General features: G+C 66.4%; 12 protein-coding genes and 1 pseudogene. 12 read left to right on the top strand and 1 reads right to left on the bottom strand.

Annotation, left to right across the window (positions count from 1 at the left end):
- The first annotated feature begins 7 nt into the window (after positions 1-7).
- The 12 genes and pseudogenes from WC493_RS03610 to WC493_RS03665 all read left to right on the top strand — a co-directional run bounded on the left by WC493_RS03610 (position 8) and on the right by WC493_RS03665 (position 13105).
- Positions 8-1804 carry a M3 family oligoendopeptidase gene (locus WC493_RS03610; RefSeq protein ID WP_373062605.1) on the top strand — a complete coding sequence of 599 codons (1797 nt, stop codon included), beginning with the start codon at positions 8-10 and terminating at the stop codon, positions 1802-1804.
- Between the two features lies 1 nt (position 1805).
- The gene (locus WC493_RS03615) at positions 1806-3164 is read left to right on the top strand and encodes an ABC1 kinase family protein (RefSeq protein WP_373062607.1); all 1359 of its coding nucleotides are present in this window, start codon (positions 1806-1808) and stop codon (positions 3162-3164) included.
- Between the two features lie 73 nt (positions 3165-3237).
- Positions 3238-3729, top strand: coding sequence for a hypothetical protein (locus WC493_RS03620; protein ID WP_373062609.1), 492 nt, complete (start codon positions 3238-3240; stop codon positions 3727-3729).
- Positions 3730-3873: 144 nt separating this feature from the next.
- Entirely contained in the window at positions 3874-5025 is a 1152-nt protein-coding gene (fic, locus tag WC493_RS03625) for a protein adenylyltransferase Fic (RefSeq protein WP_373062611.1), read from the top strand.
- A 29-nt stretch (positions 5026-5054) separates the two neighbouring features.
- Entirely contained in the window at positions 5055-5459 is a 405-nt protein-coding gene (locus tag WC493_RS03630) for a PaaI family thioesterase (protein WP_373062613.1), read from the top strand.
- Positions 5460-5532: 73 nt separating this feature from the next.
- Positions 5533-6627: a methylated-DNA--[protein]-cysteine S-methyltransferase gene (locus tag WC493_RS03635; RefSeq protein ID WP_373062615.1), complete on the top strand. Its 1095-nt coding sequence runs from the start codon at positions 5533-5535 to the stop codon at positions 6625-6627.
- A gap of 244 nt (positions 6628-6871) precedes the next feature.
- The gene (locus WC493_RS03640) at positions 6872-6988 is read left to right on the top strand and encodes an aa3-type cytochrome c oxidase subunit IV (RefSeq protein ID WP_373062617.1); all 117 of its coding nucleotides are present in this window, start codon (positions 6872-6874) and stop codon (positions 6986-6988) included.
- A 76-nt stretch (positions 6989-7064) separates the two neighbouring features.
- A complete protein-coding gene (locus tag WC493_RS03645) occupies positions 7065-8201 on the top strand; it encodes a Re/Si-specific NAD(P)(+) transhydrogenase subunit alpha (protein WP_373062619.1) in 1137 nt (378 codons plus the stop codon).
- 23 nt (positions 8202-8224) lie between these two features.
- Positions 8225-8515, top strand: a pseudogene (locus tag WC493_RS03650) (proton-translocating transhydrogenase family protein); the annotation flags it as partial.
- 10 nt (positions 8516-8525) lie between these two features.
- Complete coding sequence (locus WC493_RS03655; RefSeq protein WP_373062621.1) at positions 8526-9953, top strand: NAD(P)(+) transhydrogenase (Re/Si-specific) subunit beta; 1428 nt, start codon at positions 8526-8528, stop codon at positions 9951-9953.
- A gap of 257 nt (positions 9954-10210) precedes the next feature.
- Positions 10211-10702, top strand: a complete 492-nt coding sequence (locus WC493_RS03660) for an AAA family ATPase (protein WP_373062623.1) — start codon at positions 10211-10213, stop codon at positions 10700-10702.
- 78 nt (positions 10703-10780) lie between these two features.
- On the top strand, positions 10781-13105 hold the full coding sequence (locus WC493_RS03665; protein ID WP_373062625.1) for a Tex family protein: 2325 nt from the start codon (positions 10781-10783) through the stop codon (positions 13103-13105).
- A 6-nt stretch (positions 13106-13111) separates the two neighbouring features.
- Here the strand turns inward: WC493_RS03665 and WC493_RS03670 are convergent, their stop codons facing one another.
- The gene (locus WC493_RS03670) at positions 13112-14125 is read right to left on the bottom strand and encodes a phytanoyl-CoA dioxygenase family protein (protein ID WP_373062627.1); all 1014 of its coding nucleotides are present in this window, start codon (positions 14123-14125) and stop codon (positions 13112-13114) included.
- Positions 14126-14200 lie beyond the last annotated feature (75 nt).

Raw genomic sequence — 14200 nt, forward strand, 5'->3', positions numbered from 1 at the left:
TAGGGTGATGTCGATGAGCGGCGATGCGGTTCGGAACGAAGGCCTGGGGGCCTTGCCGGAATGGGATCTGACGGACCTCTACCCGGGGCCCGATTCGCCCGAGCTGGCCAAGGCCTTCGAGGCCGGCGAGGCATCGGCGAAAAATTTCGCCGATGCCTATCAGGGCAAGCTCGAAGCCCTGCCGGGCGACACGCTCGGCAAGGCGATGCGCGAATACGAGGTGCTGCAGGACCTGCTCGGCCGGATCGGCTCCTACTCGGGGCTGATCTATGCCGGCAACATGGCCGACGCCAAGATCGCCCAGTTCCACCAGACGACGCAGGAACGCCTGACCGATATTTCCAGCGTGCTGCTCTTCTTCACGCTGGAACTGAACCGGCTGGAAGACGACGTGCTCGAAGCCAAGCTCGCCGAATCACCAGCCTTCGCCCATTACCGGCCGTGGCTGCGCGATCTCCGCGCCTTCAGGCCGCATCAGCTCTCGGACGAGATCGAGAAGCTGCTGCACGAGAAATATGTCGCCGGCCGTGCCGCCTGGACCCGCCTGTTCGACGAGACCTTCGCCCAGCTCCGCTTCACCGTGGACGGCAAGGAACTGACCTCGGCCGAGGCGCTGAACCTGCTCTCCGACAAGGACGGGGCGGTGCGCGAACGGGCCGCCAAGGCCCTGACCGAGGTCTTCGAAAAGAACATCCGCCTGTTCGCCCTGATCACCAACACCCTCGCCAAGGACAAGGAGATCGAGGACCGCTGGCGCCATTACCCGACGCCGGCCGCCTCGCGCCATCTCTCCAACGCCGTCGAAGCCGAGGTGGTGGACGCCCTGGTGAAGGCGGTGCGTGACGCCTATCCCAAGCTCAGCCACCGCTACTACGCCCTGAAGGCGAAGTGGATGGGCATGGACGCGCTGAATTTCTGGGACCGCAACGCGCCGCTGCCGACCGGCGACGACCGCACGATTTCCTGGGACGAGGCCAAGGCGACCGTGCTCGGTGCCTACGGCGACTTCTCGCCGGAGCTGGCGACGATCGGCAAGCGCTTCTTCGACGCAGCCTGGATCGACGCGCCGGTCCGCCCCGGCAAATCGCCCGGCGCCTTCGCCCACCCGACCGTGCCTTCGGCCCATCCCTATCTTTTGCTGAACTACCAGGGCAAGACGCGGGACGTGATGACGCTGGCCCATGAGCTCGGCCACGGCGTGCACCAGGTGCTGGCGGCCGACCAGGGCTGCCTGATGGCGGATACGCCCCTGACCCTGGCCGAGACCGCCTCGGTCTTCGGCGAGATGCTGACCTTCCAGGCCCTGCTCCGGCGCGAGACCGACCCCGCCCGCCGCAAGATCCTGCTCGCCACCAAGGTGGAGGACATGATCAACACGGTGGTGCGCCAGACCGCCTTCTACCAGTTCGAATGCCGCGTCCACGACGAGCGCCGCAAGTCCGAACTGACGGCCGAGCGGATCGGCGAAATCTGGCTGGAAATCCAGAGCGAGAGCCTGGGCCCGGCGATCAGGATGAACCCGGGATATGAGAGCTACTGGTGCTACATCCCGCATTTCATCCATTCGCCCTTCTACGTCTATGCCTATTCCTTCGGCGACTGCCTGGTGAATTCGCTCTACGCCGTCTACGAAGGCGCGGAGGGCGGCTTCCAGCAGAAGTATCTCGACATGCTGAAGGCCGGCGGCACGCTCCGTCACAAGGAACTGCTGGCGCCCTTCAAGCTCGACGCTTCCGATCCGTCCTTCTGGTCGAAGGGCCTCGGCGTCGTCTCGGGCTTCATCGACCAGCTCGAAGCGATGTGAGATGGCGGACGAGCGCGACGCGGAAGGCAATCGCTTTTCGAGCCGCGCGCGCCGCTATGCCAAGGTGACCGGCGCCGTCTCCGGCCTCGCCATGCGCGAAGCCGGACGGCGCATCGTCGGCGCCGAAGCCGATTACGCCAAGATCGCGGCCGAGCTGCGCAAGGTGCTGGGCGGCCTCAAAGGCCCCCTGATGAAGGTCGCCCAGATCCTGGCCACGGTGCCCGACGCGGTGCCGGAAGAATTCGCCAAGGAACTGGCCACGTTGCAATCCCAGGCGCCTTCCATGGGCTGGCCCTTCGTGCGCCGGCGCATGGCGGCCGAACTGGGGCCGGAGTGGCGCGCGCGTTTCGCCGAATTCTCGACCGAGGCGGTCGGCGCCGCCTCCCTCGGCCAGGTGCACCGGGCGGTCTCGCTCGATGGCGTGGATCTCGCGGTCAAGCTGCAATATCCCGACATGCTCTCGGCCGTCGAGGCCGACCTGAAGCAGCTCAAGCTCGCCCTCTCGATCCACAAGCGGATGGACGGGGTGATCGACACCGCCGAGATCTACGACGAGATCGCCGCGCGGCTCCGCGAGGAGCTGGATTACGGGCGCGAGGCGGCGCACATGCGCCTTTACGGTACGGTGCTGGCCGACCAGGCGGAAATCGCCGTGCCGCGGCCCTTCGCCGATCTTTCGACCCGGCGCCTGCTGACCATGAACTGGCTGGACGGCACCCCGATCCTCGACTGGAAATCGGCGACGGAGGAGCGGCGCAATCATCTGGCCCAGGTCCTGTTCCGTGCCTGGTGGCTGCCCTTCACCCGGATCGGTGTGATCCATGGCGATCCGCACCTCGGCAATTACACCGTGAGGGGCGATGCCGAGGGCATCAACCTGCTCGACTATGGCTGCATCCGCGTCTTCCCACCCGGCTTCGTCGAAGGCGTCTCGGCGCTCTATCACGCGCTGCGCACCGGCGATGCGGCGCAGGCCGTGCACGCCTATGAAATCTGGGGCTTCCGCGGCCTTTCCAACGAATTGATCGAGACCTTGAACATCTGGGCCCGCTTCATCTATGGCCCGCTGCTCGACGACCGCAGCCGCAGCATCGCCGACGGCGTCTCGCCCGCCCAATACGGACGGCGCGAGATGATGGAGGTGCACCGCCGGCTGAAGAGCCTGGGGCCGATCCGGCCGCCGCGCGAATTCGTCTTCATGGACCGGGCGGCGATCGGGCTCGGCGCCGTCTTCCTGCATCTCGACGCCCGGCAGAACTGGTACCGCCTGTTCAACGAGGCGCTTGACGGCTTCGATGCCGCGCATTTGGCCGGGCGCCAGCGGGCGGCACTGGCGGCGGCGGGTGTCGAGCCGGTGTGACGGCGGCCATTTCCTTCGACGCGGATTCGTGGTTCCGTTGCCAAGTCGCGTTCTTCGGGGGGAGAACCACATCATGCCAGACTACAAATCGACACCGGCGATCGGTCAGATCGACGGCAATGCCTGCTGGGCCGCCTGTTCGTCCTGGTGGTTGAAGGCGCTGGGCGGCGGCCGCCCGGCGCTCAGCCAGATGGACCTGATCGTGCAATACACGCGGTTCTGCAACGACGACGGCGGTATGCCGCCGACCTATTTCCTCTACAATTTCTGCCGCGAGCCGCGCTTCATGATGAAGGCGGTGCTGGCCCAGTCCGCCTATTGGAAGGACAAGCCGCTGCCACTGGGCGACCGGCCGACGCTCATGGTCTTCACCTATCCGCTGATCGGCGGCACCCACATGAACGTCATCTTCGGTCAGGACAAGGGAACCCGGAAGGTGACGGCGATGGAGCCCTATCACCCCTATCCGGGCCAGGACGGCAAGCGCAGCGGTACCTTCGTCGAACGCTCCGAACAGTTCTATCTCTCCGGCCCGACCTTCGCGATGGTCAGCGCCTCGACTTGACCGTTAAACGGCGCCGAGTGATGGGGAATCATTCGGCGCTCACAGAAAATCAATGCCTTATCTAGGCATGTGTCGATTTTTCTGCGTTTTTCATGCATGTTTTTCGGATATGTTGATGACATCGACATATGCCGAGGACGCCGAATGGGGCCGCCCGATCCGACCCAGCCCTACAACGATTTGCCCAGACTGCCGCCCGGGACCGACCTCGAGAGCAAGGCCGTCCTGAAGCGTTGCATCGGCGCGAGGGCGGCATTGGCCGAGCTGAAGCAGGCCGGGACGCTGTTGCCCAATCAGGCGATGCTGATCAACACCATTCCCGTTCTCGAAGCCCAGGCGAGTTCCGAGATCGAGAATGTGGTGACCACTTCGGACCGGTTGTTCCGGGCGATCGGACAGGGCGATTCCACCGCAGTCGATCCGGCGACCAAGGAAGCGCTCCGCTATGGATCCGCCCTCCGTCGCGGGTTTCTTGCGATCGCCCGGCGTCCCTTGTCGACCGTCACCGCGACCGAGATCTGTGCCGAGATCAAAGGGGTGGAAATGGAGGTCAGGCGTGTTCCCGGAACCCAGTTGCGCAACGACAAGACCGGCGAAGTCGTCTACACGCCGCCGGTCGGCGCGGACCTGTTGCGCGACCTGATGGCGAATTGGGAAGTCTTCATGCACGACCCGTCCGACCTCGATCCGCTCGTCCGGATGGCGGTGCTGCACTACCAGTTCGAGGCGATCCATCCGTTCACGGACGGCAATGGGCGAACCGGCCGCATCCTCAACCTTCTGTTTCTTGTCGCCGAGGGATTGCTCGAACTGCCGGTGCTCTACCTCAGTGCCGCCATCAACCGGACGCGGGAGACCTATTATCGTTTACTCGCCGGGGTGACGCGCGCCGGAGAATGGGCGGAATGGGTCCTCTATATGGTCGGTGCAGTCGAAGAGGCGGCGCTCTGGACCACTGCCAAGATTCGCGACATACACGCGCAAATGGAACTGGCATCTGAACATATTCGTCTGCACCGGCCCGGTATCCATTCGAGGGAGCTGGTCGAGCAGATCTTCATTCAGCCGTATTGCCGGATTGCCAACTTGGTCGAGGCCGGGGTGGCACGGCGGCAGACGGCATCGAACTATCTCAATGCGCTCACCGAAATTGGTGTCCTGGTTCCGAAGAAAGTCGGGCGGGAAAAACTGTTCATCCATCCCGCGTTGCTCGAACTTCTAATCGGTACCGGGGGGGCCTCGGCTTATCGGCCACCATTGACGGTCAAGTTGCCATCTGACTTGCTGGCGCGATGAGCGAAATTTTTTCCTCCAGAGATTCTGACGTGCCGCCACCCGGCTTCCGGCGCCTCGCCTGGAACAGCGGCTATGGGCTGACCGTCGGGCCGCTCTACGAGAAGGATACCGAGGACGGCGGTTACGTGCGGGCCTTCCGGGTCGGGCCGCATCACACCAACATGCTGAACAATTGCCATGGCGGCATGTTGATGGGCTTTGCCGATGTCGCCTTCGGCCATGTCATCTCGCACAAGACCGGCTTGAACTGGGTGACCGTGCGCCTGGTGATCGATTTCGTCGCCTCGCCGCCGCTCGGCGCCTGGGTCGAGGGCGCGGGCAAACTGACCGGAGAGGACGGCGATTTCCGCCATATCCAGGGCCGTATCTGGGTCGGCGATACCACGATCGCGACCGGCACCGGCATCTTCAAGGTCTGGCACGTGAAGCGCTGAATTGAAGCGCAAGATCCGGGCAGAGAGGGGCGCCAGTAGGCGCCATGGTGCAGCAAGACCGGAGGAATTTCCCATGTATGCTGCCGCCATCAGCTCGACCGCCGCCCTCGACACCGATGCCTGCTGGAACCGCCTCGTCGCGGGCGGGGAGGGGCCGGACTTCATCTATGGCGTGACCACCACCGGGGTCGCCTGCCGGCCCGGCTGCGCCTCGCGCCGGCCGCGGCGGGAGAATGTGCGCTTCTTTTCGACCCTGGCCGAGGCCGAGGCGGCGGGATTCCGCCCCTGCAAGCGCTGCCGCCCCGACCAGTCGCTGGGGGCGGCGGCCGGCCGGGCCGCGGCCGCGGTCGAAAAGGCCTGTGCCCTGATCCGCGACACGCTGGCGGCGGGGGAGGCGGCGCCCACCCTGGGAGCACTGGCCGAGGCGGTGCATCTCTCGCCCTTCCATTTTCAGCGCCTGTTCAAACGCTTGACCGGCCTCTCGCCGCGCGACTATGCCGCGGGCTGCAAGCAGGGCAGGCTGGTTGCGGCCCTGGCCCGGGGTGACGATGTCGCCGGTGCCCTCTACGAGGCCGGTTTCGGCGCCGCATCCCATGCCTATCGCGCGGTCAAGGAGGCCACGGGAACGACGCCGGCGCGCCTGAAGGCCGGCGGTTTCGATCTCGCCTTCGGCATTGTCGACACGCTTCTCGGCCGCACCCTGGTCGCGGCGACGGAGCAGGGGGTCGCCGCCCTCTTCATGGGCGACGAGGACGAGCCGCTGATCGCCGACCTGGCCCGCCGCTTCCCGCGCGCCCGGATCCGGCGCGACGAGGCGGCCCTGGCCCCCGTCCTGGAGGCGGTGAAGACCCGGGCGGCCTCGCCTTCTTCCGGCGGCGAATTGCCGCTGGACCTTCGCGGGACCGCCTTCGAGATTTCGGTCTGGCAGGCGCTGCGGGCCATTCCGCCGGGCCAGACGCGGACTTACGGTGCCCTCGCCGCGGCGATCGGCAAGCCGGGGGCGGCACGCGCCGTGGGCCGCGCCTGCGGGGCGAATCCGGTCTCGATTCTCGTGCCGTGCCACCGGGCGTTGGGCGCCGACGGCGCGCTCACCGGCTATCGTTGGGGCACGCAACGCAAGCGCCGGCTGCTCGAAATCGAGCGTGACGCTGCGGCGCAGCAAGATTGACCGGCGATCTGGTTCCTTTTGGCAATTTTCCTGCGCCTCCGGCCCGGGTAGAGCGACGAGACAGTGCTTGTTTGCCGTGGGTCCTTTTGTAATAGTGCCGCCGAACGAAGGATCCGGCATGGTCGGCGGGAAGTCTCGTCAGCTCTGTCGGGCGAACAAGAAACTGGACACTTTGGATCTACGCCCAGCGCCGTATTTGGGTTGCGCCGGACAACGGATCGCTGGAGCCTCGGGGAACAACGCCATGAACATGGACATCACCGAACATCGCAAGACCTACGACATGTTCACCAGCCTGACCAAGTGGTCGATGATCGGCCTCGTGGCGCTGCTGGTGTTGATGGCGATCTTCCTGCTCTGATCCGGGTGGTCGGGGTGCGGCCGTTGCCGGTCCGCCCGCAGACCTTCGTTCCAATCTCTACATTTCTGGGGGCCTGATGAGGATTGCCATTCCGAAGGAGCGGCGGCCGAACGAAAAGCGTGTCGCCGCCTCGCCCGAATCCGTCAAGAAGCTGATCGCGCTCGGCGCCGAAGTGGTGGTGGAGGCCGGGGCCGGCCTCGCGTCCGCCGTGACGGACGACGCCTTCGCCGCCGCCGGTGCCAAGATCGCGCCGGATCTGGCGTCGACCCTGGCGGATGCCGACGTGATCTTCCACGTGCAGCGCCCGGTCGCGGAAGAGCTTCCGCTGATCAAGCGCGGCGCCACGCTGATCGCCGGTCTGAACCCCTATGCCGACCGCGACTCCGTGAAGGCCTATGCCGATGCCGGCATCGATGCCTTCGCCATGGAACTCGTGCCGCGCATCACCCGTGCCCAGTCGATGGACATCCTGTCGTCCCAGGCCAACCTCGCGGGCTACCGCGCGGTGATCGAGGCGGCGGCGGAATATTCCCGCGCCATCCCGATGATGATGACCGCGGCGGGCACCGTGGCGCCTGCGCGCGCCCTGATCATGGGCGTCGGCGTCGCCGGCCTGCAGGCGATCGCGACCGCGAAGCGCCTCGGCGCCATCGTGTCGGCGACCGACGTGCGCCCGGCCACCAAGGAACAGGTCGAATCCCTCGGCGGCACCTTCATCGCGGTGATGGACGAAGAGTTCAAGAACGCCCAGACCGCCGGCGGCTATGCCAAGGAAATGTCCAAGGAATATCAGGCCAAACAGGCGGCCCTGATCGCGGACACGATCAAGAAGCAGGACATGGTCATCACCACGGCCCTGATCCCGGGCCGGCCGGCGCCGGTGCTGGTCAGCCCGGAGATGGTCGCCACCATGAAGCCGGGCTCGGTCATCGTCGATCTGGCGGTCGAGCAGGGCGGCAATTGCCCGCTGTCGAAGCCGGGCGAGACGGTGGTGACGGAGAACGGCGTGCATATCGTCGGCATCGTCAACCTGCCCAGCCGGATCTGCGTCGACGCTTCCCAGCTCTTCGCCAAGAACCTGCTGAACTTCATCACGCCGCTGGTCTCCAAGGAAACCAAGCAGCTCGCGATCGATTGGGACGACGAGATCATCAAGGCATCGATCCTGACCAAGGGCGGTGCGGTGGTCCATCCCGCCTTCGCTTCGGCCTGAGGAGAGAGACCATGGTCGATGATTTCGTTTTCTTCCTCTCGATCTTCGTGCTGGCGATCTTCGTCGGCTACTACGTGGTCTGGAGCGTCACCCCCGCCCTGCACACGCCGCTGATGGCCGTGACCAACGCCATTTCCAGCGTGATCATCGTCGGCGCCGTGATCGCGGTCGCCGTCCCCGGCCTCACGGCCGAGAACTGGTTCTCGAAGGCCCTCGGCTTCGTCGCCGTGGTCTTCGCGTCGGTGAACATCTTCGGCGGGTTCATGGTGACCAGCCGAATGCTCGCCATGTACAAGAAAAAAGAGAAGAAGTGAGGGGCTGACGATGAATCCCAATCTCGCCGCACTCCTCTACCTCGTCGCCGGCGTCCTGTTCATCCTGGCGCTGCGCGGCCTGTCGTCGCCTGCGACCTCGCGCACGGGCAATCGCTACGGCATGATCGGCATGACCATCGCGGTCGTGACCACGCTGCTGTCGGGCAAGGTGTTCCCGGGTCTCGACCCGGTCACCATCGCCATGATCCTGGTCGCCCTGGCGATCGGCGGATCGATCGGCGGCATCATCGCCAAGCGCGTCGCCATGACCTCGATGCCGCAGCTCGTCGCCGCCTTCCACAGCCTGGTCGGCATGGCGGCGGTGCTGGTCGCCTTCGCCGCCCTCTATTCGCCGGACAACTACGGCATCGGCACGGCCGGCGCCCTGCATCCGCAGAGCCTGGTCGAGATGGGCCTCGGCGTCGCCATCGGCGCCATCACCTTCTCGGGCTCGATCATCGCCTTCGCCAAGCTGAACGGTAACATGTCGGGTGCCCCGATCATGCTGCCGGGGCGCCACCTGCTGAACATCGTGATCGCCCTCGGCATCGTCGGCCTGGTCGCCTATTTCATCGTCTCGGGCGGTTCGGCGCTCTGGGCCTTCTGGCTCGCGACCGCGCTCTCCTTCGTGATCGGCATCACCCTGATCATCCCGATCGGCGGCGCCGACATGCCGGTGGTGGTGTCCATGCTCAACTCCTATTCGGGTTGGGCGGCTGCCGGCATCGGCTTCACGCTGCAGAACACGGCGCTGATCATCACCGGCTCGCTGGTGGGTTCGTCGGGTGCGATCCTGTCCTACATCATGTGCAAGGGCATGAACCGCTCCTTCATCTCGGTCATCCTCGGCGGTTTCGGCGCGGATTCGTCCGACGCTGCCGCCGCCGGCGGGGCCAAGAAGGAAACCCGTCCGGTCAAGCAGGGCTCGGCCGACGACGCCGCCTTCATCATGAAGAACGCCGGTTCGGTCATCATCGTGCCGGGCTACGGCATGGCGGTGTCCCAGGCCCAGCATGCGCTGCGTGAAATGGCCGACCTGCTGAAGGCCGAGGGCGTGAAGGTCTCCTATGCCATCCATCCGGTGGCGGGCCGCATGCCGGGTCACATGAACGTGCTCCTTGCCGAAGCCAACGTGCCCTACGACGAAGTGTTCGAGCTGGAAGACATCAACTCGGCCTTCCCGCAGTCGGACGTCGCCTTCGTCATCGGCGCCAACGACGTGACCAACCCGGCGGCCAAGACCGACAAGGCCTCGCCGATCTACGGCATGCCCATCCTCGAGGTGGACAAGGCCAAGACCGTGCTCTTCGTGAAGCGCGGCATGTCGTCCGGCTACGCCGGCGTGGAGAACGAACTGTTCTTCCGCGACAACACCATGATGCTCTTCGGCGACGCCAAGAAGATGGTCGAAGAAATCGTGAAGGGCCTGGCGCACTGAGCCTGGCCCCCGGCCGGCAGCGCGCCGGCCGCGATCGAAGCCCCTCTCCCTGCCAAGGGAGAGGGGTTTTTCTTGCCGGCCGCACGGTTCCTCGGCACCGGAAGATGCGCTAGGCTTCCGCCATGACTTTCGCTTCTCGCGGCAACGGCCCTCGTCCGGGCCTTCGAATTAGCCACCCGGCCTGATCGGTCGGGCCGGGACCTGTTCGCCTCGAGTCGACATCCGGCGCCTCGGCGCCGCTTCTGAAAGTCATCGCCATGCCTGAACATCGGGCCACCCTGCATCTCCTGTGCGGGCGCATCGCCGCCGGCAAATCGACGCTCGCCGCACGCCTCGGCGCCGCGCCGGGAACCGTCACCATCGCCGAGGATTTCTGGTTGTCCCGCCTCTATGAAGGCGAGATCAGGGCAGTCGCCGACTATGTCCGCTGCTCGGCCCGGCTGCGCGCGGTCATGGGGCCTCATGTCGTCGATCTGCTGCGCGTGGGGGTCTCCGTCGTCCTCGACTTTCCGGCCAATACGCTGCACAGCCGGTCCTGGATGCGCGGCCTGGTCGAGGCTTCGGGGGCCGATCACCGGCTGCATCTCCTCGATACGCCGGAAGACCTCTGCCGGGCCCGGATGCACGCTCGCAGCGCCGCGGGCGGCCACGACTATGCGCCGACCGATGCCGAATTCGACCATATCTCGAGCTTCTTCGTGACCCCGACGGCGGACGAAGGTTTCACCATCGTCGTCCACTCGGCTTGAACCGGCATGGCCGTGCGGCGTTCCCCTGGGGCGCCGCATGGCTTATGGTCGCCGCCCCACCGCTGCGAGTCTGAATTCATGGCTGTCCTCGATCCCCGCATCGCCCGCATCATCGCCGCCGAAATCGCCGCCAGGGCCGAACAGGTGGCGGCCGCGGTCGAGCTGCTGGACGGCGGCGCCACCGTGCCCTTCGTCGCCCGCTACCGGAAGGAAGCGACCGGCGGGCTGGACGACACCCAGCTCCGCACCCTCGAAGAGCGGCTGACCTATCTGCGCGATCTCTCGGACCGGCGGAAGACCGTGCTCGATTCGATCGAGAGCCAGGGCAAGCTGACCGACGAGCTGCGCGCCAAGATCGAGGCGGTGACGACCAAGGCCGAACTCGAAGACATCTATCTGCCGTTCAAGCCGAAGCGCCGCACCAAGGCGGAAATCGCCCGCGAGAAGGGCCTCGGCCCGCTCGCCGAGGCGATCCTGGCCGACCGCCGCCTGGTGCCCCAGGAAGCCGCCGCCGCCTATCTCGGCGACGAGGTGCCGGACGTGAAGGCGGCGCTCGACGGTGCCCGCGACATCATCGTCGAGCAGATGGCGGAGAATGCCGATCTGGTCGGCTCCCTCCGCAACTACCTGAAGGAAAATGCCCGGGTCCATGCCCGGCTGGTCGAGGGCAAGGCCGAAGCCGGCGCCAAGTTCAGCGACTATTTCGACCATGTCGAGCCCTGGTCCAAGGTCGCCGGGCATCGGGCGCTGGCCATGCTGCGCGGCCGGAACGAGGATTTCCTGACCGTCGACATCGAGGTGGATGCCGACAGCGACGCCCCGGTGAAGCCGGTCGAGGCGCGCATCATGGGCGCCTACGGCATCGATCCCAAGGCGGCGACCCCGGCCGACAAATGGCTGGGCGAGGTGGCGCGCTGGTGCTGGCGGGTGAAGCTCTCCCTCCACCTCTCGATCGATCTCATGAACGAGATGCGCGAGCGGGCCGAGGAAGAGGCGATCCATGTCTTCGCGCGGAACCTGAAGGATCTGCTGCTGGCCGCCCCTGCCGGCTCGCGCGCCACCATGGGGCTCGACCCCGGCATCCGCACCGGGGTCAAGGTCGCGGTGGTGGACGGCACCGGCAAGCTGCTGGAGACCGCCACCGTCTATCCGTTCCAGCCCAAGAACGACCTCCGCGGCGCACAGGCGACCCTCGGTCACTTGATCCTGAAGCACAAGGTGGAACTGGTCGCGATCGGCAACGGCACCGCCAGCCGCGAGACCGACAAGCTGGCGGCCGAGCTGATCGGCGACCTGCCGGCCGGCAACAAGCCGATCAAGGTGGTGGTCTCGGAAGCCGGCGCCTCGGTCTATTCGGCCTCGGCCTTGGCGGCGGCGGAATTCCCCGATCTCGACGTCTCGCTGCGCGGTGCCGTCTCGATCGCCCGGCGCCTGCAGGACCCTCTGGCGGAACTGGTGAAGATCGAGCCCAAGTCGATCGGCGTCGGCCAGTATCAGCACGACGTCGACCAGCACCGCCTGGCCAAGGCGCTCGACGCCGTGGTCGAGGATGCGGTGAATGCGGTCGGCGTCGACCTCAACACTGCTTCCGCCTCGCTGCTCGCCCGCGTTTCCGGCCTCGGCGCCTCATTGGCGGAGGCAGTCGTGGCCCATCGAAACGCCAACGGTCCCTTCCGCAGCCGGAAGGACCTGCTCGACGTCTCCCGCCTCGGCCCGCGCACCTTCGAACAATGCGCCGGCTTCCTGCGCATCCCGAACGCTGCCGAGCCGCTCGACGCCTCTTCCGTCCACCCCGAGGCTTACGGTGTCGCCAAGAAGATCGTCGCCGCCTGCGGCCGCGACCTGCGCACGCTGATGGGCGACACCAAACTGCTGAAATCCCTCGACCCCGCGGATTTCGTCGACGCCCGCTTCGGCCTGCCCACGGTGAAGGACATATTGTCCGAGCTGGAAAAGCCTGGCCGCGACCCGCGGCCCGAATTCAAGACGGCGAGTTTCGCCGACGGCGTCGAGGAGATCACCGACCTGAAGCCGGGCATGGTGCTCGAAGGCACGGTGACCAACGTGGCCGCCTTCGGCGCCTTCGTCGACATCGGCGTGCACCAAGACGGATTGGTCCATGTGAGCCAGCTCGCCGACCGCTTCGTGAAGGACCCGGCCGAGGTGGTGAAGGCCGGCGACGTCGTCAAGGTGAAGGTTCTCGAGGTCGACGTGAAGCGCAAGCGCATCTCGCTGACCATGCGCAAGGGCGAGCCGGTGGCGCGCGATGGTGGCCGGCCGCAGCCGCCCCAGGGGCAGCGCCCGAACGATTCCCGCCGCGCCCCGCCGCCGCCGAAGCGCGAGGAGAAGAACCAGCAGGGCAGTTTCGGCGCCGCCCTGCTCGACGCCATGCGGCGGAAATAGGCTCGGTCAGCGCCTCGGCACGGGGCGCCAGCTCGGCTTGGTGCCGCGCTTCGCCGCCTTCCTGTCCTGATAGGACATGAAGGCGCGATAGAGCGCGAGGTCGATCCGGTCGAGAAAGCGGAAGGGCAGGCCGGGCAGCGGATTGAACGGGTTGGTCCGGCACATCGACCAGATTTCCAGCCGGCTCGAGGGGCGGAGGCGGGAATCGCCCCGCCGGTGCAGGCCGACCGTGTCGGCGACGACGAGCGTGCCCCGCGTCACCGCGAAGGCCCGGGGCGCCGGCAAGCCGAGTTCGGCCAGATCCTTTTCCTCGAAACGGAAGGAGCCGCGGGCGGAATAGCTGTCGGTGGCGCCCGCCTCGGCGATACTGCGCCGATAGGCGTATTTCACGCGCCGCCAGGTCATCCGGTGCGAGCCGGGGACAAAGGTGAAGGGACCATTGTCCTCGCTCACGTCGTCGAGGAACAGCCAGGCCTTCATGTTCGGCTGGAAGGTGTCGGCGTGAAGATTGGTCTGCGGGTCGCGCTTGCCGGCCCGGACGCCGGAACGGATCCGCTGCACCCAGTGGCTCGGCACCCGCAGCCGCCCGGCGACATAGCACAGCAGGTGACGATAGCGCCTGTCCTCGATCAGCTTGCGGGTCGCGGGCAGGCGCGACAGCGTGTCCTCGTCGAGCAGCACGCGCCAAGTGACCGTGTCGCCCTGGTAGCATTCGCGCGCGGGTTCGTTCATCGCCCGTACCTCGGCCTCGATCGCCGCGAGATCCTCGGGCGCCAGGAAGTCGGGCTTCAGGATGAAACCGTCACGGCGCAGGGCTTGGCGGTCCTCGGGCGCCACCAGGGCGGAGAGCAGCAGGCGGCGGAAGGCCATGATCCGGTCGGCCAGCACCATGCGGGCGACATGGAGGCCTAGGCGGTTGAGCAAGGTGCTGCCGATGACGGGATTGCCGACGAAGGACTTGGCACCGGTCGCCAGCGCCAGGACATGGACGGGCAGCATCAGGATCTGGCGGGCGTTCATCGGCTTCCCTCGACCGCGGTGGCCGCAACCTCCGTCGGATGACGAGTGACACTAGCGTAGGCAGGGCAGCGGGCA

Origin of the sequence: Zavarzinia sp. (genome assembly GCF_041650655.1) — a bacterium.
Taxonomy (GTDB): Bacteria; Pseudomonadota; Alphaproteobacteria; order Zavarziniales; family Zavarziniaceae; genus Zavarzinia.